The following is a 19,401-nucleotide window of genomic DNA, read 5'->3' as shown; positions in this document are numbered from 1 at the left end:
AAGCGCATAGTATGGAGAAGCCAGTCTTTGGATGGCGGCGAAACGGCGACGATCTCTCGTTGTCCGACGTTCACAGCTCGATCCGCGTCAAGCCGAATGCCGGCACGTTTCGCCGGGCGATGGCGTTTTTCGGCCCCGGCTATCTCGTTGCCGTCGGTTATATGGATCCCGGAAACTGGGCGACGTCGCTCGCCGGCGGCTCCAGGTTCGGCTATACGCTGCTGACGGTTGCGCTGGTCTCGAACATCATGGCGATCGTGCTGCAATCGCTCTGCGCCCGTCTTGCGATTGCCTCCGGCCGCGATCTCGCCCAGGCCTGCCGTGACGCCTATCCGAAGCCGGTGGCCATGCTGCTGTGGCTGCTCGCCGAGATCGCCATCATCGCCACCGATATTGCCGAGGTGATCGGCACGGCCATCGGCCTCAACCTCATCTTCGGCATTCCGCTCGAACTCGGTGTTCTCATTACCGCACTCGATGTGTTCCTGATCCTTTATCTGCAGAGGCTCGGTTTCCGCTGGGTGGAGGCGCTGGTCATCACGCTGCTTGGTGTCATTGCCGTGTGTTTCGCCATTCAGGTAGCGCTCGCCGATCCTGACTGGGGGCAAGTGATCCTTGGTTTTGCGCCGACGACCGAAATCGTCACCAATCCTGACATGCTCTATCTGGCGCTCGGCATTCTCGGCGCGACCGTCATGCCGCATAATCTCTATCTGCATTCGGGCATCGTGCAGACCCGCGAAATCGGCGAGACAATTGCCGAAAAGCGCGAGGCGCTGAAATTCGCGACCCTCGATTCCACCATCGCCCTGATGTTCGCGCTTCTCATCAACGCATCGATCCTCATTCTGGCGGCGGCGACCTTCAACAAGGCGGGGCAGACTAATGTCGCCGAACTCGGCGAGGCGCATAATCTGCTGGCGCCGCTGCTCGGCCTTGCGATTGCGCCGACGCTGTTCGGCGTGGCGCTTTTGTGCTGCGGCATCAATTCCACCGTCACGGCAACGCTTGCCGGCCAGATCGTGATGGAAGGTTTTCTCAAGATGCGGCTCGCCCCCTGGCTGCGCCGCCTCATCACCCGCGCCATCGCCATCATCCCCGCCGCGGGCGTGACCATCTTCTATGGCGATAGCGGCACGGGCGAACTGCTGATCCTGACGCAGGTGGTCTTAAGCCTTCAACTCTCCTTCGCCGTCTTCCCGCTGGTGATGTTCACCGGTGACAAGGCCAAGATGGGCGAGCTGCGCTCACCGCTCTGGCTCTCAGGCTTCGCATGGCTGATCGCGGTGGTGATTGCGGCGTTGAATGTGAAGCTGCTGGTGGATTTTATCGGGTGAGGCGGGTCAGGCCGCGCCTTTACGGAGCGCGGCGGCCGTTTCGATGAGCGCTATTGCGGCCATGGCCAGAAACTCGACTTAACGAAAAGCGCAAGCCGATCTTCGAATATCGACGCCCGAAAAACCATTCGCCAAGAGAAGTTTACGGATGTCGCCTTCGCTCAGGGTTGCTTTAGGCCCGATTACTATTTCCTTTATCGCTTCTCGATGATCGTTTTGCTCACCAATAAACTTGCCAAACGGCAAGGCATGGTATTTTACCTCGCCGTCGTTCGAGTTCCTTGTTTTATACGGCACCCATGGTTCTGACGTGCCCCCAATGAATTAGGCCATTTAGAACTGGAATTTTCCACTTATGATTCCTTGTGGGAAGAAGAGGAGAATTCGATGAAGGCCTCGAAGTTTTCGGAAGCGCAGATCGCGTTTGTTTTGAAGCAGGCAGAGGATGGAACGCCCATCGGCGAGGTCTGCCGCAAGGCGGGAATTTCGGACGCGACGTTTTACAATTGGCGCAAAAAATACGCGGGCTTGATGCCCTCGGAGATGAAGCGGCTACGACAGCTTGAGGAGGAGAATGCCAAGCTGAAGCGGATTGTTGCCGACCTGTCGCTGGACAAGGCCATGCTGCAGGATGTGCTTTCAAAAAAGCTTTGAGGCCTGCCCGCAAGCGCAAGCTTGTCGACACGATCAAGGCGGACTGGAAGGTTTCGATCCGGCGTGCATGCTCGGTGTTGAAAGTCGACCGGTCGCTCTATGTCTACAAGTCCAGGCGTGGCGAGCAGGCCGAGTTAAAGCTGAAGATCAAGGACATCTGCCAGACGCGGATACGCTACGGCTACAGGCGTGTGCATATCCTTATCAAGCGTGAAGGCTGGTCTGTGAACCCGAAGCGAATCTATCGTCTTTACAAGGAGATGGACCTCCAGCTCCGCAACAAGGTTCCCAAGCGCCGGGTCAAGGCGAAGCTGCGGGCTGACCGCACGGAGCCTAGCCATTCCAACCATGTCTGGGCGATGGATTTCGTTCATGACCAACTGGCCACTGGTCGCAAGATCAGGGTTCTGACGGTTGTTGATACCTTCTCTCGCTTCTCGCCAGTGGTGGATGCTCGCTTTAGCTACAAAGGCGAGGATGTCGTTCAGACATTGGAGCGGGTCTGCCGACAGATCGGATATCCGGCGACCATACGTGTGGATAATGGCAGCGAATTCATCTCCCGAGACCTTGACCTCTGGGCCTATCACAAAGGTGTCGTGCTTGACTTCTCGCGGCCAGGCAAACCGACCGACAACAGCTACATCGAGAGTTTTAATGGCAAGTTCCGCGCCGAGTGCCTGAACGCTCACTGGTTCATGAGCCTTGACGACGCGCGGGCAAAGATGGAGGATTGGCGTAGAGACTATAATGAGTTCCGGCCACACAGCGCGATCGGCAACAAAGTGCCGATTTCGCTCATGAGCGGCTCATCGGCATCACCGCCGACATGAGCCATAACCCCGGAAAATTCCAGCTCCCGTTGGCCCAAAATCGGGGAGCACTTCAGTTCCTCGCGGCCGTTCAAAGAAACGGATATCGGGATATTATTTGGTGGGGGGTTGTTTCCCGAAGCGTAGGTAAGCCGAATTTCCCCTTCGTACTCCCAAGTCAGGTGTTTTAGGGAATTAACGATGGAAATCAGAGCCGTGCCAATCTCGATCTCTTTTTCAACATCACGAAAAATACTCTCTCCATAGATTTCAATTGGCTTAACGACCTCAGAAATGAGGTTGTATAGGTACTCTTCGCTGGCTTCGTCGACATAACGGACCTTATAAATCCGTCCATGCATGTCGGTTATAGCTCTGGGCCGAAAGCCTATCGCGTATCCGTCACCGGTGCCCCCATATTCTCTCCACATGTTGATGTCGTCTCCGTTAGGAGTGAAACAAGCGGTATAACAACGTGCGTCTTTGAAATACGCCGTCATCTTTGAGGTCATCTGTGCGAGAGCCCTCGCATTTTCACTAGTATATTCTTTTTGGCCTATTTCATAAGTCACACGTTGAAGAGTGTCCAAACCCATTTGGATATCTCTTGGGTCATTGGAGGCTTGGAGATCCGAAAGCCACAACTCGTGAGAGCTTATAATTCCCTTAAGGCCGCTCTCTGGAGTGTAGTGATACATTGTTTTTGTTGGAATGTACTCTAAGTATGCCATATCCTACTTTGTTCCTATTACGAATTCACCCGCCTTAAGGGCGGGTGAATATAAAAACTCTTCTATGTAATAGAATATAAAGCGTAGTTTTTAGCTGCAACCGCTCGTCGCACCACAAGTATCGCACTTCTCGCAAGTGCCGTTCCGCACCATCGTGAAGTTCTGGCATTCCGAGCACATGTTGCCCGTATACCCTTGAGCGATCGAGCGCATGCGGCGTTCGTTTTCGACCTTCTTGGCTTCCGTCTTGGCCGAAGCAGCGTCTGCGGCGGCCTTGTCGGAGAAGAGGGCGGTTGCCGTCTGCTGGGCTTCCTGGACGACCTCGTCGATCACTTCTTCGGCGATTTCTTCGGCCAGTTCCTTGGCGCGCTCTTCATAGTCCCGCTTGAAGGAGACGATTTCGGAGGTTGCGATGGCGACTGTCGGTTCCAGCTTGCGGGCGGCAGAGCCTGCAAAGGAGGTCACGTTGGCCGAGGCGCGGGCAGGGGCTGCCGTCGCCGATCCCTTGGGCTCGGAAGCGGTGCGCTCGCCGTCATTGCGGGACACGATGGTCGGCTTGTAACCGCGGGTCCAGCCGGTGGAAACGAGGTTGGTCTTGCCTTCCTGGATACCCTTGCCGAGCGCCGTGTTGGAGAAGTCGGACGTATCGACATGAGCGAGATCATGGCGGCCGAGATAGGAGACGGCGAGTTCGCGGAACACGTAGTCGAGGATCGACGTGGCGTTCTTGATCGCGTCGTTGCCCTGCACCATGCCGGCCGGTTCGAACTTGGTGAAGGTGAAGGCCTCCACATATTCTTCCAGCGGCACGCCATATTGCAGGCCGAGCGAAATGGCGATGGCGAAGTTGTTCATCATCGCGCGGAAGGCGGCGCCTTCCTTGTGCATGTCGATGAAGATTTCGCCGATGCGGCCATCACCGAATTCACCGGTGCGCAGATAGACCTTGTGACCGCCCACAGTTGCCTTCTGGGTGTAACCCTGACGGCGGTTCGGCAGCTTTTCACGCTCGCGTGAGACGCGCTCGATGACGCGCTCGACGATCTTTTCGGTGATCGTCACGGCCTGCTGTGCGGCGGGCTGCTGGATCAGTTCTTCGATCAGGTCTTCTTCGTCCTCATCTTCCACCAGCGACGCGTTGAGCGGCTGGGAAAGCTTGGAACCATCACGGTAAAGGGCGTTGGCCTTCAGCGCCAGCTTCCAGGAGAGCATGTAGGCTGCGCCGCAATCCTCAACCGTCGCATCGTTCGGCATGTTGATCGTCTTGGAGATCGCACCGGAGATGAAGGGCTGAGCCGCCGCCATCATGCGGATATGCGATTCGACGGAGAGGTAACGCTTGCCGATCTTGCCGCAGGGGTTGGCGCAATCGAAGACGGGCAGGTGCTCGTTCTTCAGGAACGGTGCGCCTTCCAGCGTCATCGCGCCGCAGACGTGAACGTTGGCCGCTTCGATGTCCTTCTTGCCGAAGCCGAGGTGCTCGAGCAGGTTGAAGCTCATGTCGGAGAGCTGCTCGTCGGAAACCTTCAGCGTTTCCTTGAGGAAGTCGGCGCCGAGCGTCCACTGGTTGAAGACGAACTTGATGTCGAAGGCGCTCTTCAGCGCGCCGTTGACGGCTTCGATCTTCTCATCGGTAAAGCCCTTGGCCTTCAGCGTCGAGGGGTTGATGCCGGGAGCCTGGTTGAGATTGCCATGGCCGACGGCATAGGCCTCGATCTCGGCGATCTGGCTTTCGGAGTAACCGAGCGAACGCAGCGCATCCGGAACGGCGCGGTTGATGATCTTGAAGTAACCGCCACCGGCGAGCTTCTTGAACTTCACCAGCGCGAAATCGGGTTCGATACCGGTCGTGTCGCAATCCATCACGAGGCCGATCGTGCCTGTGGGTGCGATAACGGTGGTCTGGGCGTTGCGGTAGCCGTGCTTTTCGCCAAGTTCCAGCGCCTTGTCCCAGGCGGCCGTTGCGTGGGCGATCAGGTCCTGATCCGGGCAGTCGCCATGGACGAGTGCGACCGGGTTGACCGACAGGCCCTCATAACCTTCCGACTGGCCAAGGGCGGCGCGGCGGTGGTTGCGGATGACGCGCAGCATGTTTTCGCGGTTCGGCGCAAAGCCCGGGAAGGGGCCAAGCTCGCCGGCCATTTCGGCCGAGGTGGCATAGGACACGCCGGTCATGATGGCGGTGAGCGCACCGGCAATGGCGCGGCCTTCGGCGCTGTCATAGGGAATGCCGGAGGACATCAGGAGGCCGCCGATATTGGCGTAACCGAGGCCCAGCGTGCGGTACTCATAGGAGAGTTCGGCGATCTGGCGCGACGGGAACTGCGCCATCATGACGGACACTTCGAGCACGACGGTCCAGAGGCGGACGGCGTGTTCATAATCGGCGATATCGATGCGCTTCGTCGCCTGATCCTTGAACTGCAGAAGGTTCAGCGAGGCAAGGTTGCAGGCCGTGTCATCGAGGAACATGTATTCCGAGCACGGGTTGGAAGCGCGGATCGGGCCGGCCGCCGGCGAGGTGTGCCAGTCGTTCATCGTCGTGTTGAAGTGCAGACCCGGGTCGGCAGACGCCCAGGCGGCGTGGGAAATCTTTTCCCAGAGGTCGCGGGCCTTCAGCGTCTTCATGACCTTGCCGTCCTTGCGGGCGGTCAGGTTCCAGTCACCGTCATTTTCGACAGCGCGCAGGAAATCGTCCTTCAGCGAGACGGAGTTGTTGGAGTTCTGGCCCGACACAGTGAGGTAGGCTTCCGAATCCCAGTCCGTGTCATAGGTCTTGAACTGGATGTCCTTGTAACCCTGCTCGGCGAACTGGATGACGCGCTTGACGTAGTTTTCCGGCACCATGTCCTTCTTGGCGGCGCGGATTTCGCGCTTCAGGGCAGGGTTCTTGGCCGGGTCGAAGCAATCGCCGTTGTCAGCTTCGCAGTTGACGCAGGCCTTCATGATCGCCTTCAGGTGCTTGGCGACGATCTTGGAACCGGTGACGAGAGCGGCAACCTTCTGCTCCTCGTTCACCTTCCAGTCGATATAGGCTTCGATATCGGGGTGGTCGGCATCAACGACGACCATCTTCGCTGCGCGGCGGGTCGTGCCGCCGGACTTGATGGCGCCGGCTGCGCGGTCACCGATCTTGAGGAAGCTCATCAGGCCTGACGATTTGCCGCCGCCGGAGAGTTTTTCGCCTTCGCCACGCAGATAAGAGAAGTTGGAGCCGGTGCCGGAGCCGTATTTGAACAGGCGCGCTTCACGCACCCACAGATCCATGATGCCGCCTTCATTAACGAGGTCGTCCTCAACGGACTGGATGAAGCAGGCATGCGGCTGCGGATGTTCGTAAGCCGACTTGGACTTGGTCAGCTTGCCGGTGAAGGGGTCGACATAAAAGTGGCCCTGGCCGGGACCATCAATGCCATAGGCCCAGTGCAGGCCGGTGTTGAACCATTGCGGGGAGTTGGGGGCAACACGCTGGGTGGCGAGCATATAAGCAAGCTCGTCGCGGAAGGCGAGGGCATCTTCTTCGGACGAGAAATATTTGCCCTTCCAGCCCCAATAGGCCCAGGTGCCTGCCAGGCGATCGAAAACCTGGCGTGCATCGGTCTCGGAGCCGTAGCGCTCGGCTTCCGGAACATCCTTCAGAGCCTTTTCATCGGGCACGGAGCGCCAGAGGAAGGAAGGAACGTCATTTTCCTCAACCTTCTTCAGGAACTTCGGCACGCCGGCCTTGCGGAAATATTTCTGCGCCAGAACGTCGGTGGCAACCTGGCTGAACTGCGCGGGAACGTCGATGTCAGCCAGACGGAACACGATGGATCCATCCGGGTTCTTGATTTCACTGACGGCCTTGCGGAAGTCGATCTCCGCATAAGGCGATTGGCCGGGCTTCGTGAAGCGGCGTTCAATGCGCATGGTTTCTGTCCTCGTCCATTGGGCGCCCGGTGAAGGGCGCAAAAATTCGTTCCAGCCGTGCGATGCCTTCGCGCAGCCGGTTGTTGCCGATCTGATGGGATGTTCATCCTTGGATGTCATCCCTGTATCTCGTGTTTAAGATGGCTGCAAGCCTACTATATATAGTATTAACACATTCTTGCTGCCAGTCCCCGCGTAATGTTTTTGGCGGTTCCGAAGGCGCAGAAAAGCCATCGGCGAACCGCCCCCTCATGGCCGGGACGCCGTCTGGACGTGCGCGCTAAAGATGGAGAAGAACCGGCCTCGTTACTTTCCGGTTCGTTGCCGCCGCAACATATTTGTCACTTTCCTCTCGCGACACAGATTCGTCAAGCCATAGATTGAAACCCATTTTTAACCACAAGATATTGTGTGGAGTGCCTGTGGAAAACGGGGATAGGAAAAGCTCTCAGAAAAATCAGTGACTTGGCGGAAAAATTTGAAGCTTGCGCCAGGCTGGTTTCCGCAACGGAAAGGCAAAACCCCGCATTTCCGGGGTGAGGCATAATGGCGACACTGCGGTTTTTCCGTGTTTTCCGTTGTCGGCAAAAAGGCCTTTTCACACAAAAAAGCCGCCCCGGGTGGGACGGCGAAAGAGTGTATATTGCTGGGGGAAGTCTTGCGCGGTTGGTGCATCCGCAATACGTCACCCCGGACCAGATCCGGGGTCCAGCGCGATCAAGTCCTTGATCGGGAGAGACTCACGGCGCAGACGCGCCGTGGCTGGATGCCGGATCTAGTCCGGCATGACGGAAAGAAAAAGCGCCATTCTTCAGGCACTCAGCCGCGCGATCCCTTGGCGATCGGCTCCTGATAGGTGAAGCCCATGTCCCAGGGGAAATAGATCCAGGTGTCCTGGCTCACTTCGGTGACGAAAGTATCGATGGTCGGCACGCCCTTCGGTTTGGCGTAAACGCAGGCAAAATGCGCCTTCGGCAGCATTTCGCGCACTTCGAGCGCCGTCTTGCCGGTATCGGTCAGATCGTCAACAACAAGCACGCCTTCGCCGGCATCAACAGTCAGCTCGGGGGCTACGCCTTTCAAGAGGACGGTATCACCCTGGTTGACGTAGTCATGGCGGGTGGCGATGCAGACCGTATCGATCATGCGGATGTTTAGTTCGCGGGAAATGATCGCCGCCGGAACGAGGCCGCCGCGGGTGATGCAGACGATTGCCCGGAACTCTTTGTCGAGACCGGCAAGACGCCAGGCAAGCGCACGGGCGTCGCGGTGAAACTGGTCCCAGGAAACGGGAAAGGCTTTATCGGGAAGGGACATGTCGTCTACCATCTGGTCAAAATTGTCGATGGCTTTGGCTAATAGCCGCAAGACCGGCAAAAAGGCAAGCTTTGCGCTTATCCAGCGTGATTTTGGCTGAGAGAATGCCGCTTGTTTCTTCTCCCTTAGGGGGAGAAGGTGGCCCGAAGGGTCGGATGAGGGGGCTGGCTCTCGGTCTATCTCTACCCTCGCCCCCTCATCCCGCTGCCGCGGACTTCTCCCCGGCGGGGAGAAGAAACCAGTGGCGGACGCTCCTTTCGAGCGAGATCGCGGGGGCTGGCGGCGCCATTTGCGCCGCATCCATATTCAACGCGACAGCAGCGTCATCGCCGTCATGGAATCGAGCAGCGTGCGGGTAACGCCGCCGAACAGCAGTTCCCACCAGCGGGAATGGCCGTAAGCGCCCATGACCAGAAGGTCGATGCTGTTATCGGAAAGGCGATTTTCGATAGCCGCCTGCGGCGAAAGGCCGGCAATCTTTTCCTGTGAGGTCACCGTCACGTTCACGCCGTGGCGGGCGAGCGTGGCGGCCAGTTCCGTACCGGCAAACCCGGAGGACTGCGTTTCGCTTTCTGCCTGGTCGACGGAGAATATCTCGACGCTGTCGGCGGCTTTCAGAAAGGGCAGGGCGTCGAAAGTGGCGCGCGTCGCCTCGCGAGAGCCATTCCAGGCGATCAGGACGCGTTTGATCGGTTTGGCGACGGTGAGCACATGCGGGACGAGGAGAACGGGACGGCCGCTTTCATAGAGAAAGCTGTCAATATCGGTGCGGCTGTCCGACAAAGCCGAGGAACTGCTCTGGCGGGCGACGACGAGATCGGCGCAACGGGCGCTGTCGATGGCAGAGGCGGAGGCGTAACCCACCGAGGTAACGAAGCTTCGCCATTCATGCGAGATGCCGTTGGCCGACAGCGTGCGCTCGAAAAGCGTGCCGACATCGGTGGTTTCCTTGTGTGCCACATCCTGCAGGGCCTGCACGGTGGCGGGATCGGGAATTTCCATCGGCGCGACGAGGGGAACGGCGGCCAGCGTTTCCATGTGCAGGCCGATGACATGCGAGGAAAACTGGTCTGCAAGGCTCACCACGAATTCGCCGAGCTTCTGTGTGTTCGAAACATTGTCGACCACTGCCAATATCGTTTTGTAACCCATTTATCTCTCCTCGGTGACATCTAATTTCTGTGGGGAGAGTGGCCGCCTTTGCAGGCCGCCACCTTGATTTCGGTCAAAGCCCGTTCGTCAAAGGCCCTTTCTCGCTCAAGCCGTTGCGTCGCCCTTGCCTGCCGCCAGTCTTTTCTCCTGTCCGATCGCTTCGATCATGGCCGCGACCGCATCCGCCGCGGCCTTCAGCACGCCTGCATCCCGGGCGCGCACCACGATTTCCGTCGAAAAGCGTTGCCCGTCATATTTCGGATAGGAACCGATGCTGGTTTCGGGATGGGCTTTCTGGATGGCCGTCAGCGGCGTGCCGATATCGCCTTCGCCATACGGTGAGCGTACGGCCTGCGACATCACCTTGGCGCCGGTGCGGAGCGTCGGCATGACGTTGTCGAGCATCGCCTGGAACACCTGCGGCACGCCGGCCATGACATAGACATTGCCGATGATGAAGCCGGGGGCGACGGAAACGGGGTTGGCGATGTGGGCAGCACCTTTCGGCATGCGCGCCATGCGCTTGCGCGCATCGGTGAATTCCATCTCACGGGCACGATACATGTCGCCAAGTATCCGCAAGGCTTCGGCATCGTGCTCGCAGGGAAGGCCAAACGCCACGGACACCGCATCCGCGGTGATGTCGTCATGGGTAGGGCCTATGCCGCCCGAGGTGAAGACATAATCATAGCGGCTGCGTAGCGCATTCAGCGCTTCGACGATCGCGTCCTCCTCATCGGCAACGATACGCACTTCCTTGAGGTCGATGCCGGACATGGTCAGCACGTCCGCGAGGTGGCCGATATTCTTGTCCTTGGTACGGCCCGAAAGCAACTCGTCGCCAATGGCGAGCATGGCGGCGGTCACGACGGATTGAGCGGAAGAGGGATTGGACATGGGTGTACTCGTCATCTGTTTTATCAGACGTTAGCCCCGCGCCCGATGATTGCAAAGCGGTTTTGAAAAAATGTATTTCGGCAAATAGTTGACGTCTCGCTTTTCCGTTCACTTATGGTGAACAGTGCGTATGCCGATAGGCCGCTGGCGTGGAAGGAGCCTGTGAGCTAGATTTTCATCACATGCTTGTAACGGGTCGCCGCTAATCATCATCACGTTTTTGAAAAGGCTTCTGGCCGGGACGCCGGAAACGATAAACCCAAAGGAAACAAAGAAAATGACGAAAGTTCTGGTGCTCTATTACTCTTCCTACGGTCACATCGAAACGATGGCCTATGCTGTTGCCGAGGGTGCAAAATCGGCGGGCGCAGACGTCGTCGTCAAGCGCGTTCCGGAACTGGTGCCGGAAGCGGTTGCCAAGTCTTCGCATTTCAAGCTCGACCAGGCGGCGCCGATCGCCACCGTGGACGAACTGGCTGAATACGATGCCATCATCGTCGGCGCCGGCACCCGCTTCGGCACGGTCGCTTCGCAGATGCGCAATTTCTGGGACCAGACGGGCGGCCTGTGGTTCGGCGGCAAGCTCGTCGGCAAGGTAGGTTCCGCCTTCACCTCTTCCGCCACCCAGCATGGCGGCCAGGAATCGACTATTCTCGGTTTCCTGCCGACCTTCCTGCACCACGGCATGGCCGTCGTCGGTCTGCCCTATGCCTTCCAGGGCCAGATGGGTGTCGATGAAATCAAGGGCGGCTCCCCTTACGGCGCTTCCACCATTACCGATGGCGACGGCTCCCGCCAGCCATCCGAAGTCGAACTTGAAGGTGCGCGCTTCCAGGGCGCGCATGTGGCGAAAATCGCCGCCAAGCTTTCTGCCTGATCCTGAAAGTCCTATGAAAAAGAAATGCGGCCCAAAAGGCCGCATTTTCTGTGCCGGTGGCATCATCACCAGCTTTACCGCAATGCTCTCCTGCGAAGCTCGTTCCCCGATCAGATCGGCAGGTTCACCATGAAGAGGCAGCTTGCAACCACGAAGCCGATCATCGAAATCTCAAGAAAACCGTTCAGTCCGTCACGCATTTCAATCCTCCTTGTTCGATCGAAAAGAGAACGGAAAAAGTTTAACGCGGTTCCATAACAGCAGAATGAAATTTAGGGATTCTTAACGCCTGATTTACGGCGTGTCAGCCGGTGACGACGAACGCCACGACGAGGTGGCCGAGAAGGCCGATCGCCAGGCAGGAGAGAAGAAAGATGAACAGGGCTTTTTTCATATATCCGGACGCTTTCCTCTGTATCGATCGATCGAACCATGAACTTGACGTTAGCGCCCCTGGCGCCTCCGTCGCGACGCGTGACGGGGCCGTTACGCCTTGATGTCGAGCCCCGCTTCGATCGCGGCGGCGATGAAGGCCTTGCGCGCGTCTTCAGGCTTTTTCCTGCCGGCATCCACGGCGGCGCAGACCAGCAGCGCCTTGTCTAGCGCCTCGCCATCCTCCACCGGCCAGTCCTCGATCAGGGCCCAGGAGGCGGCCTGGGTTGTTTCGATGCTCGTATAATCACCCGGCGTTTCGAAGGCGATCAGGACGGGTTTCTGCCAGCGCGTGTTCATCGCTCATCCATGTTGGTTTCGCGCCCGGCTCTAAACGAAGCAGGCGGGATGCGCAATCCGTTTCGGAGCCGACCGGTGCGGTCAGTCGTCGCGTCCGAACAGCCATTCGCGAAGGATGCGCCGGTCAATGAGTTCCAGTGAGCGATCCGGCGCGATGCGATAGGTTTCCACCGCCCTTGTGCTGCTGTCTATGCGGAACTCATGGGTGAAGGTGCTGCCGATCGGTGACTTCGTCAGCTTTGTGCGCGGCTGGCCTTTATAGATGATGCTCCCGGGAATGGGCTCCACATAGGGTGCCGGACCGGCGGTCGTGCATCCCGCAAGCGCGAGCGAAAGGGCTATTGCGGCCGATGATGCGAGCGTTTTCATCCTGTCCTCCGAGGTCCATCTGCAAAAACGATATGGAGGCGCGGAGGTTCCCGGAAGCGGCGGATGCGGCAGTATTATTCCTTCCGACTACTTGCGCTTTGGGTTCTGAATGTCGCGCGCGACCCAGCGAAAGAAAAAATAGACGAGGAAGCCAAAGATGAAAAGCGGGATGAGGTTCGCAAAACCGGACATATGATTCTCGTTTCTCCCTCCCGTCACGGGGGTCTATCCGGAGAGGCTGAGACGAGGCAAGGGGTAGCACGCATGGTCGTCGGTCACATGTACGTGTGCCGACCTGCCTGCGGCAGGAGTAGGACGGAGCGAGGGAGGGGGCGGGAGAGATCCGGCGCACTGCCAGCGAAGCCGGATCTCTCCGTCTCCCGCCGGTTTCAGGGTACGGGGGACTGTCTTCACTATGGCGGACAACCGAAAATAGACATAGAGCGAGAAATTACCTCGAATAAATTGCAGCGATCCAGAACTCGCGATGGATGCGACGCGCGAGACTATGCACAGTTCCTCATCTTCACTGTCCGGGACATTGATCCGCCAGGCGCGGGGGACGGCACGCCCCTTCCGGCCGGACCAGCATGTCTGTGCAAAAGCGGTGTAACCTGTTGAAACGGCACGTCTGCCGTCATTCTTTCAGCCTGCTGGAGAGGCCGGAAGAGGGAACTTTTCACGCGCTGCGTCATTGAAGCAGTCGGACACATGCCAATAGTGGAGGGTTAAACATGCTCGGCACCATCCTTGTCATCCTGCTCATTCTGTTCCTCATCGGCGCGCTGCCAAGCTGGGGTTATCATAATTACGGTTACGGCCCTTCGGGCGGTCTCGGACTGGTGCTGGTCATCGTGCTGATCCTGGTTCTGATGGGACGGATTTGATCGACCGTTCCTGAAAATGCACGGGTTGCCCGCAGTCGAAAGTCATTCGGCTGCGGGCAATTTTTCGTCCGGAGCAACGGTATGACGCCAAAAGCCATGTCATCTTAGTGACTTAGACAAGGTGGGCGGTTGAACTCCACGTACCCGGCTGAAAAAACACGACATTCGGAACGATCCCTCTTGCGCCCCAAATGGATTCGTTCTAAATGCCCGCCATCGCTCCATTGATGAGCGTGTGAGGCCTCGTGGCGGAGTGGTGACGCAGAGGACTGCAAATCCTTGTACCCCGGTTCAATTCCGGGCGAGGCCTCCAAAATTCTCCCACGGTACGATGATTTTTCCTGTTCCGCGTCACGATTGGCGACGTCTCGCCGTTTGTTCCGCGAAGAAAACCGCTGCCATCCTGCTTTTTACCCCACATCCGTCTTACCGCGCTTGAAAGCGCGCTCTTGGCCAATTATGAGATTACTCAAAGGCGAGGGGAGGCCCGCGCCGTTTTGAGCTTTTGGAGCCGGGACTTCCCGACCGGCATCCGTGAAATTGAGGCGATAACGACATGATGGATTTCGAAACCGCGCGCGCCAATATGGTCGACAGCCAGCTGCGTACGACCGACGTGACTTCGCATTCGGTGCTGAAGGCGTTTTTGAGTGTGCCGCGCGAGGCATTCGTGCCGACGGGTGCACGGCAGATTGCCTATGTGGATGAGGATTTGCAGATCTGTCCCGCCCGGGATGGCCGCCCGGCACGTTATGTCATGAAGGCCTCGCCGCTCGCGAAGCTGCTGCAGCTCGCGGCCGTTTCGAGGGAGGACGTGGTCCTGGAAGTCGGCGGTGGTTCCGGTTATGCGGCCGCCATCCTGTCCCAGCTTGCCGGCTCCGTCGTTTCGCTCGAATGCGATGAAGCGCTCGCCGCACAGGCGACCGAAACGCTCGCTTCGCTTGGCTATGACAATGTCGCTGTCGTCACCGGCGATCTCGAAAAAGGTTATGCGAGCGAAGCGCCTTACGATCTGATTTTCGTGAACGGCGCTGTCGAGGAAGTGCCGGCGGCACTTACCGAGCAGTTGCGCGATGGCGGGCGTCTCGTCGTCGTTGTCGGATACGGCAATGCCGCAAAGGCCACCGTCTATCGCCGCGATGGCGCCAGCACGTCGGCCGCGACCTTCTTCAATGCTTCGGTCAAGCCGCTGCCGGGTTTCGCCAAGGCAGCCGAATTCGTTTTCTGATCACCGTACCATCATTCTGTTCTTGACGCCGGGGTGGAATTTCCACCCCGGCGTTTTTGTGAGGATTGGAAATTCATCCCGTGTGCGTCTTCGAGAACATCGCGCCCACAAAGCTGTGTATCATCACGAAACTTGTCGAATCAGTGATTTAGTTCGTGGCTATGCTACCCTAAACTAAGGTGATTCGGGGTGTGCGTATTTCTGCCCCGCATGACCCCTGCAGCGGGTTGCGAAGATGCGGAGCGTCTTTCTCAGGCCTGTTGCAGACTGTCGGCGCGGCGGTTGTTTTCGGCTGCCGCTGCCGTGATGTGCAGATTGAACAGGTGCGAAGTGCCCCTGGCATCCGAAGTGATGCGAGGCCGGGTGCTAGAGAGTGGAAACCGGGGATTGATATGGCTCAGCCAAGCGTAGCGCGTGAACCGTCCATGGAAGAGATTCTGGCGTCGATACGCCGGATCATCGAAAGCAACGAGCCAGGGCCCGCCGGCGCATTTTCCGGCCAGTTACCGCCGGTTTATGACGATGAGGACGAGGCGGCAGGCGACGCAACTTACATGACGGAGCCAGCCAGCCCGCCGGCCCGCGTCCCTCCGCCGGCAAACCAGGCCTTTGGCGCACGGCCTGCACAGGATTTTTCACCGGCTTATGAACAATCCCTGGCCGAGCCCCAGGAAATCCCCGTCGAAAAGACGATGTCGCTCGCCGATGTCGCCGCGCGGGTTCGCGCTGCCGCAGACCGCAACGCCGCCATGGGGCCGCAGGCCTTCGCCTCGCAGGGCCAGCGCGCGGCGATGCAGGCTTCTCCGGCTTCCTCTTCTCCCGCCGTGGCGCAGACCGAACGGCCCGCCCCACAGCGTCCGACGGATGTACGGCCGCTGATGGTGGCGGCTGCGGCAACTGCTGCAGAACAGCAGGCGACCGCTGCTTCCGAGGACCGGGCCGCTGCCGCTGCCATTGAAAGCGCGCCTGTACCGGAAAACCATTTTGATCATATGGCGCTGCGCGGTGCGATTGAAACCGCTGTCGCCGAGGAGGTTTTCGACATCGACGTGCAGGAACCCATTGCCGAGGCACCGTCACTCGATCTGGTTGCGCCGCAGCCGGAAGACAAAGCGCAGGCCGGCTCCGACCTGTCGCTCAACCTCATCTCGGCCGCCGCGGGCGCGCAGATCGCGCGTTCCTTCAGTGAGCTGGCCGAGGTTTTCGATGGCGTCGAACGTCGTTCGATCGAGGACATGGCGGCCGAGATGCTGCGTCCGATGCTGCAGGAATGGCTGGAAGACAATCTGCCAACCCTGGTTGAGCGTCTCGTGCGCGAAGAAATCGAGCGCGTGGCGCGCGGCTCGCGCCGCTGATTTTACGCTGGCCGCAGGGCCGCGTGCCTCCCGCCCGCGTCGGGAGGCGTGGCATTGGCGTTAAACAGGGGCCGCCCGGCACAGGGGCGGCTTTTTTATTGAAGATGAAAGCGTTATCGGGGCATAGTCGGCCATCGGGTCGCTCACGGAGCGTCCTGAGGGTCGGTTTCTGTTGACTCTCGACTGTCCATCCTTATTTAAAAAATCCACACAAGAACTCTAAAATTCAGGTCAGGAAATGCTCGAAAAGACCTACGATTCCGCCACCGTCGAACCGAAGATCGCCAAAGCCTGGGACGAGGCTAACGCTTTTCGTGCCGGCGCCAACGCCAAGCCGGGCGCGGAAACCTTCACCATCGTCATCCCGCCGCCGAATGTGACGGGGTCCCTGCACATGGGCCATGCGCTCAACAACACGCTGCAGGATATTCTGGTCCGCTTCGAGCGCATGCGCGGCAAGGATGTGCTGTGGCAGCCGGGCATGGACCATGCCGGCATCGCCACGCAGATGGTCGTCGAGCGCAAGCTGATGGAGCAGCAGCTTCCAGGCCGTCGCGACATGGGCCGCGAGGCCTTCGTGGAGAAGGTGTGGGAATGGAAGGCCGAATCCGGCGGCCTGATCTTCAACCAGCTGAAACGTCTCGGCGCGTCCTGCGACTGGTCGCGCGAACGCTTCACCATGGATGAAGGTCTCTCCGAGGCTGTTCTCGAAGTTTTCGTCACGCTCTACAAGCAGGGCCTGATCTACAAGGACAAGCGCCTCGTCAACTGGGATCCCAAGCTGCTGACTGCGATTTCCGACATGGAAGTCGAGCAGATCGAGGTCAAGGGTAATCTCTGGCACCTGCGCTATCCGCTCGAAAAGGGCGTTACCTATCAGTACCCGACCGCATTCGACGAGGAGGGCAAGCCCACCGAGTTCGAGACCCGCGACTATATCGTTGTCGCCACGACGCGTCCGGAAACCATGCTTGGCGATACCGGTATTGCCGTGAACCCGGAAGACGAGCGGTACAAGGGCATCGTCGGCAAACACGTCATCCTGCCCATTGTCGGTCGCAGGATTCCCATCGTCGCCGATGACTACGCCGATCCGACCGCCGGCACGGGTGCGGTCAAGATCACGCCCGCGCATGACTTCAATGACTTCGAAGTCGGCAAGCGCTGTGGCCTGCGCGCCATAAATGTCATGAATATCGATGGTACCATTTCCATCAAGGAGAACGAGGATTTCCTCGAAGGCCTCGACCATCCGGCGGCGCTGCACGGCGCATGGGACCGGCTGGAAGGTCAGGACCGTTTTGCCGCCCGCAAGATCATCGTCGAAATTTTTGAGGAAGCCGGCCTGCTCGACAGGATCGAGCCGCACAAGCATGTGGTGCCGCATGGCGACCGCGGCGGCGTGCCGATCGAGCCGCGCCTGACGGACCAGTGGTGGGTCGACAACAAGACGCTGGCGCAGCCGGCGATTGCCTCGGTTCGCGAAGGCCGCACCAATTTCGTGCCGAAGAACTGGGAAAACACCTATTTCCAATGGATGGAGAACATCCAGCCCTGGTGTATCTCGCGGCAATTGTGGTGGGGACACCAGATTCCGGCATGGTACGGCCCGGACGGGCAGGTGTTCGTCGAGAAGACCGAGGAAGAGGCGCTGCAGGCGGCCATCCAGCATTACATCGCCCATGAAGGCCCGTGGAAGGCCTGGGTCGAGGAAAAGCTTGAGAACTTCGCTCCGGGCGAAATCCTGACGCGCGACGAAGATGTGCTCGACACCTGGTTCTCTTCTGCGCTCTGGCCGTTTTCGACGCTCGGCTGGCCGGAACAGACGCCGGAACTGGCGCGCTATTATCCGACAAACGTGCTTGTCACCGGCTTCGACATCATCCCCTTCTGGGTGGTGCGGATGATGCAGATGGGCCTGCATTTCATGAAGGACGACGCCGGTAACCCGGTTGAGCCGTTCAGCACGGTCTATATTCATGCGCTGGTTCGCGACAAGAACGGCCAGAAGATGTCGAAATCCAAGGGCAACGTCATCGACCCGCTGGAACTGATCGATGAATATGGTGCCGATGCGCTGCGTTTCACGCTTGCCATCATGGCGGCGCAGGGTCGCGACGTGAAACTCGATCCGGCACGTATTGCGGGTTACCGCAATTTCGGCACGAAGCTCTGGAATGCGACGCGCTTTGCCGAGATGAATGGCGTGAAGCGTGACCCGCATTTCCTGCCGGAAACCGCCTCGCTGACGATCAACCGCTGGATCCTGACCGAGCTTGCCAACACGGCCCGCGATGTGACGGCGGCACTTGAGAACTTCCGCTTCAACGATGCGTCAGGCATTCTCTACCGTTTCGTCTGGAACCAGTTCTGCGACTGGTATCTGGAACTGCTGAAGCCGGTCTTCGGCGGCGACGATGAAAAGGCCAAGTCGGAATCGCAGGCCTGCGCGGCTTATGTTCTGGATGAGATCTACAAGCTGCTGCATCCTTTCATGCCGTTCATGACGGAAGAGCTTTGGGCGCATACGGCCGGTGAGGGCAAGGAGCGCGATGATCTGCTTTGCCTTACCGACTGGCCGGAGCCGGAGTTCCGCGACGACGCCGCGGCTGCGGAAATCAACTGGCTGATCGATCTCGTGTCCGGCATTCGTTCGACGCGCGCCGAGATGAACGTGCCGCCGGGTGCCACTGCCTCGCTGGTGGTCGTTGGCGCCAATACCTCCACGGAAGCACGGCTCGATCGCCACGCCGCCGCTATCCGGCGTCTGGCGCGGGCCGATGAAATCCGTGCCGCCGATGTCGCGCCGAAGGGGTCGGCCCAGATCATCGTCGGTGAGGCGACCATCTGCCTGCCGCTTGGCAATCTGGTCGATCTTGCGGCCGAAAAGGCTCGTCTCGAGAAGGCGATCGGCAAGGTGGACGCGGAAATGGAACGCATCGACAAGAAGTTGTCGAACGAGAAATTCGTGGCCAATGCCGATCCGGAAGTCGTTGCCGCCGAACGCGAGCGCAAGGCTGAGCTTAAAATTCAGCTCGCAAGCCTGAGAACAGCGCTCACGCGGGTAAGCGAAGCGGGGTGACATGCCGCTTGCGGCTTTGCATGAACAAAAACGCCCCGCTAAAAACGGGGCGTTTTTGTTAT

14 protein-coding genes and 1 tRNA gene are annotated in these 19,401 nt (G+C 58.9%); 8 read left to right on the top strand and 7 right to left on the bottom strand.

The genetic code is table 11. From position 1 onward, the window contains the following. Nucleotides 1-11: 11 nt before the first annotated feature. Nucleotides 12-1,337, top strand: coding sequence for an Nramp family divalent metal transporter (locus HQN82_RS06560; RefSeq protein WP_162699380.1), 1,326 nt, complete (start codon nucleotides 12-14; stop codon nucleotides 1,335-1,337). Nucleotides 1,338-1,724: 387 nt separating this feature from the next. Continuing rightward, nucleotides 1,725-2,824, top strand: a protein-coding gene (locus HQN82_RS06555; protein ID WP_144115371.1) for an IS3 family transposase whose coding sequence is annotated in 2 segments (ribosomal slippage) — nucleotides 1,725-1,977 and nucleotides 1,977-2,824 — 1,101 coding nt in all. Because the reading frame shifts where the segments join, the coding sequence is not laid out codon by codon here. Here the strand turns inward: HQN82_RS06555 and HQN82_RS06550 are convergent. The 5 genes from HQN82_RS06550 to HQN82_RS06530 all read right to left on the bottom strand — a co-directional run bounded on the left by HQN82_RS06550 (nucleotide 2,737) and on the right by HQN82_RS06530 (nucleotide 10,809). After that, nucleotides 2,737-3,534, bottom strand: coding sequence for a DUF2971 domain-containing protein (locus tag HQN82_RS06550; RefSeq protein WP_173614685.1), 798 nt, complete (start codon nucleotides 3,532-3,534; stop codon nucleotides 2,737-2,739). The two genes, HQN82_RS06555 and HQN82_RS06550, sit on opposite strands and share 88 nt — an antisense overlap. 90 nt (nucleotides 3,535-3,624) lie before the next feature. After that, nucleotides 3,625-7,443 (bottom strand): vitamin B12-dependent ribonucleotide reductase, encoded by a 3,819-nt coding sequence (locus tag HQN82_RS06545; RefSeq protein WP_044460026.1) that lies wholly within the window; start codon nucleotides 7,441-7,443, stop codon nucleotides 3,625-3,627. Between the two features lie 819 nt (nucleotides 7,444-8,262). Continuing rightward, nucleotides 8,263-8,760 carry a xanthine phosphoribosyltransferase gene (gpt, locus tag HQN82_RS06540; protein WP_006698845.1) on the bottom strand — a complete coding sequence of 166 codons (498 nt, stop codon included), beginning with the start codon at nucleotides 8,758-8,760 and terminating at the stop codon, nucleotides 8,263-8,265. Nucleotides 8,761-9,066: 306 nt separating this feature from the next. Beyond that, a complete protein-coding gene (locus tag HQN82_RS06535) occupies nucleotides 9,067-9,912 on the bottom strand; it encodes a universal stress protein (protein ID WP_004442189.1) in 846 nt (281 codons plus the stop codon). Between the two features lie 105 nt (nucleotides 9,913-10,017). Beyond that, nucleotides 10,018-10,809: a competence/damage-inducible protein A gene (locus HQN82_RS06530; RefSeq protein ID WP_006698846.1), complete on the bottom strand. Its 792-nt coding sequence runs from the start codon at nucleotides 10,807-10,809 to the stop codon at nucleotides 10,018-10,020. Between the two features lie 277 nt (nucleotides 10,810-11,086). Between HQN82_RS06530 and wrbA the strand changes: the two genes are divergently transcribed. Beyond that, nucleotides 11,087-11,686 carry an NAD(P)H:quinone oxidoreductase type IV gene (gene wrbA / locus HQN82_RS06525; RefSeq protein WP_004442185.1) on the top strand — a complete coding sequence of 200 codons (600 nt, stop codon included), beginning with the start codon at nucleotides 11,087-11,089 and terminating at the stop codon, nucleotides 11,684-11,686. Nucleotides 11,687-12,172: 486 nt separating this feature from the next. Here the strand turns inward: wrbA and HQN82_RS06520 are convergent, their stop codons facing one another. Both HQN82_RS06520 and HQN82_RS06515 read right to left on the bottom strand, forming a co-directional pair. After that, the gene (locus tag HQN82_RS06520; RefSeq protein WP_004442183.1) at nucleotides 12,173-12,418 is read right to left on the bottom strand and encodes a DUF982 domain-containing protein; all 246 of its coding nucleotides are present in this window, start codon (nucleotides 12,416-12,418) and stop codon (nucleotides 12,173-12,175) included. A gap of 81 nt (nucleotides 12,419-12,499) precedes the next feature. Then, the gene (locus HQN82_RS06515; RefSeq protein WP_004442182.1) at nucleotides 12,500-12,787 is read right to left on the bottom strand and encodes a hypothetical protein; all 288 of its coding nucleotides are present in this window, start codon (nucleotides 12,785-12,787) and stop codon (nucleotides 12,500-12,502) included. A gap of 734 nt (nucleotides 12,788-13,521) precedes the next feature. Between HQN82_RS06515 and HQN82_RS06510 the strand changes: the two genes are divergently transcribed. The 5 genes from HQN82_RS06510 to HQN82_RS06490 all read left to right on the top strand — a co-directional run bounded on the left by HQN82_RS06510 (nucleotide 13,522) and on the right by HQN82_RS06490 (nucleotide 19,339). Beyond that, a complete protein-coding gene (locus tag HQN82_RS06510; protein WP_004442177.1) occupies nucleotides 13,522-13,674 on the top strand; it encodes a DUF3309 family protein in 153 nt (50 codons plus the stop codon). Between the two features lie 239 nt (nucleotides 13,675-13,913). After that, nucleotides 13,914-13,987, top strand: a tRNA-Cys gene (locus HQN82_RS06505). 243 nt (nucleotides 13,988-14,230) lie between these two features. Continuing rightward, entirely contained in the window at nucleotides 14,231-14,902 is a 672-nt protein-coding gene (locus HQN82_RS06500; protein ID WP_022556281.1) for a protein-L-isoaspartate O-methyltransferase family protein, read from the top strand. Between the two features lie 392 nt (nucleotides 14,903-15,294). Then, nucleotides 15,295-16,257 carry a cell division protein PopZ gene (gene popZ, locus HQN82_RS06495; protein ID WP_173614684.1) on the top strand — a complete coding sequence of 321 codons (963 nt, stop codon included), beginning with the start codon at nucleotides 15,295-15,297 and terminating at the stop codon, nucleotides 16,255-16,257. 238 nt (nucleotides 16,258-16,495) lie between these two features. Further along, nucleotides 16,496-19,339 carry a valine--tRNA ligase gene (locus HQN82_RS06490; protein ID WP_173614683.1) on the top strand — a complete coding sequence of 948 codons (2,844 nt, stop codon included), beginning with the start codon at nucleotides 16,496-16,498 and terminating at the stop codon, nucleotides 19,337-19,339. The last annotated feature ends 62 nt before the right edge of the window (nucleotides 19,340-19,401 follow it).

Source organism: Agrobacterium pusense (assembly GCF_013285525.1).
Classification (GTDB): Bacteria; Pseudomonadota; Alphaproteobacteria; order Rhizobiales; family Rhizobiaceae; genus Agrobacterium; species Agrobacterium pusense.
Note: the sequence above shows the minus strand (reverse complement) of the source record. Positions and strands in the feature narration are given on the sequence as shown.

Bases quoted from the DNA above. Each gene is read 5' to 3' on its own strand.
- HQN82_RS06490 (WP_173614683.1), top strand. From the start codon at position 16,496: ATGCTCGAAAAGACCTACGATTCCGCCACCGTCGAACCGAAGATCGCC.
- HQN82_RS06530 (WP_006698846.1), bottom strand. From the start codon at position 10,809: ATGTCCAATCCCTCTTCCGCTCAATCCGTCGTGACCGCCGCCATGCTC.
- popZ (WP_173614684.1), top strand. From the start codon at position 15,295: ATGGCTCAGCCAAGCGTAGCGCGTGAACCGTCCATGGAAGAGATTCTG.
- HQN82_RS06510 (WP_004442177.1), top strand. From the start codon at position 13,522: ATGCTCGGCACCATCCTTGTCATCCTGCTCATTCTGTTCCTCATCGGC.
- HQN82_RS06545 (WP_044460026.1), bottom strand. From the start codon at position 7,443: ATGCGCATTGAACGCCGCTTCACGAAGCCCGGCCAATCGCCTTATGCG.
- HQN82_RS06515 (WP_004442182.1), bottom strand. From the start codon at position 12,787: ATGAAAACGCTCGCATCATCGGCCGCAATAGCCCTTTCGCTCGCGCTT.
- HQN82_RS06535 (WP_004442189.1), bottom strand. From the start codon at position 9,912: ATGGGTTACAAAACGATATTGGCAGTGGTCGACAATGTTTCGAACACA.
- HQN82_RS06550 (WP_173614685.1), bottom strand. From the start codon at position 3,534: ATGGCATACTTAGAGTACATTCCAACAAAAACAATGTATCACTACACT.
- HQN82_RS06520 (WP_004442183.1), bottom strand. From the start codon at position 12,418: ATGAACACGCGCTGGCAGAAACCCGTCCTGATCGCCTTCGAAACGCCG.
- HQN82_RS06560 (WP_162699380.1), top strand. From the start codon at position 12: ATGGAGAAGCCAGTCTTTGGATGGCGGCGAAACGGCGACGATCTCTCG.
- gpt (WP_006698845.1), bottom strand. From the start codon at position 8,760: ATGTCCCTTCCCGATAAAGCCTTTCCCGTTTCCTGGGACCAGTTTCAC.
- HQN82_RS06500 (WP_022556281.1), top strand. From the start codon at position 14,231: ATGATGGATTTCGAAACCGCGCGCGCCAATATGGTCGACAGCCAGCTG.
- wrbA (WP_004442185.1), top strand. From the start codon at position 11,087: ATGACGAAAGTTCTGGTGCTCTATTACTCTTCCTACGGTCACATCGAA.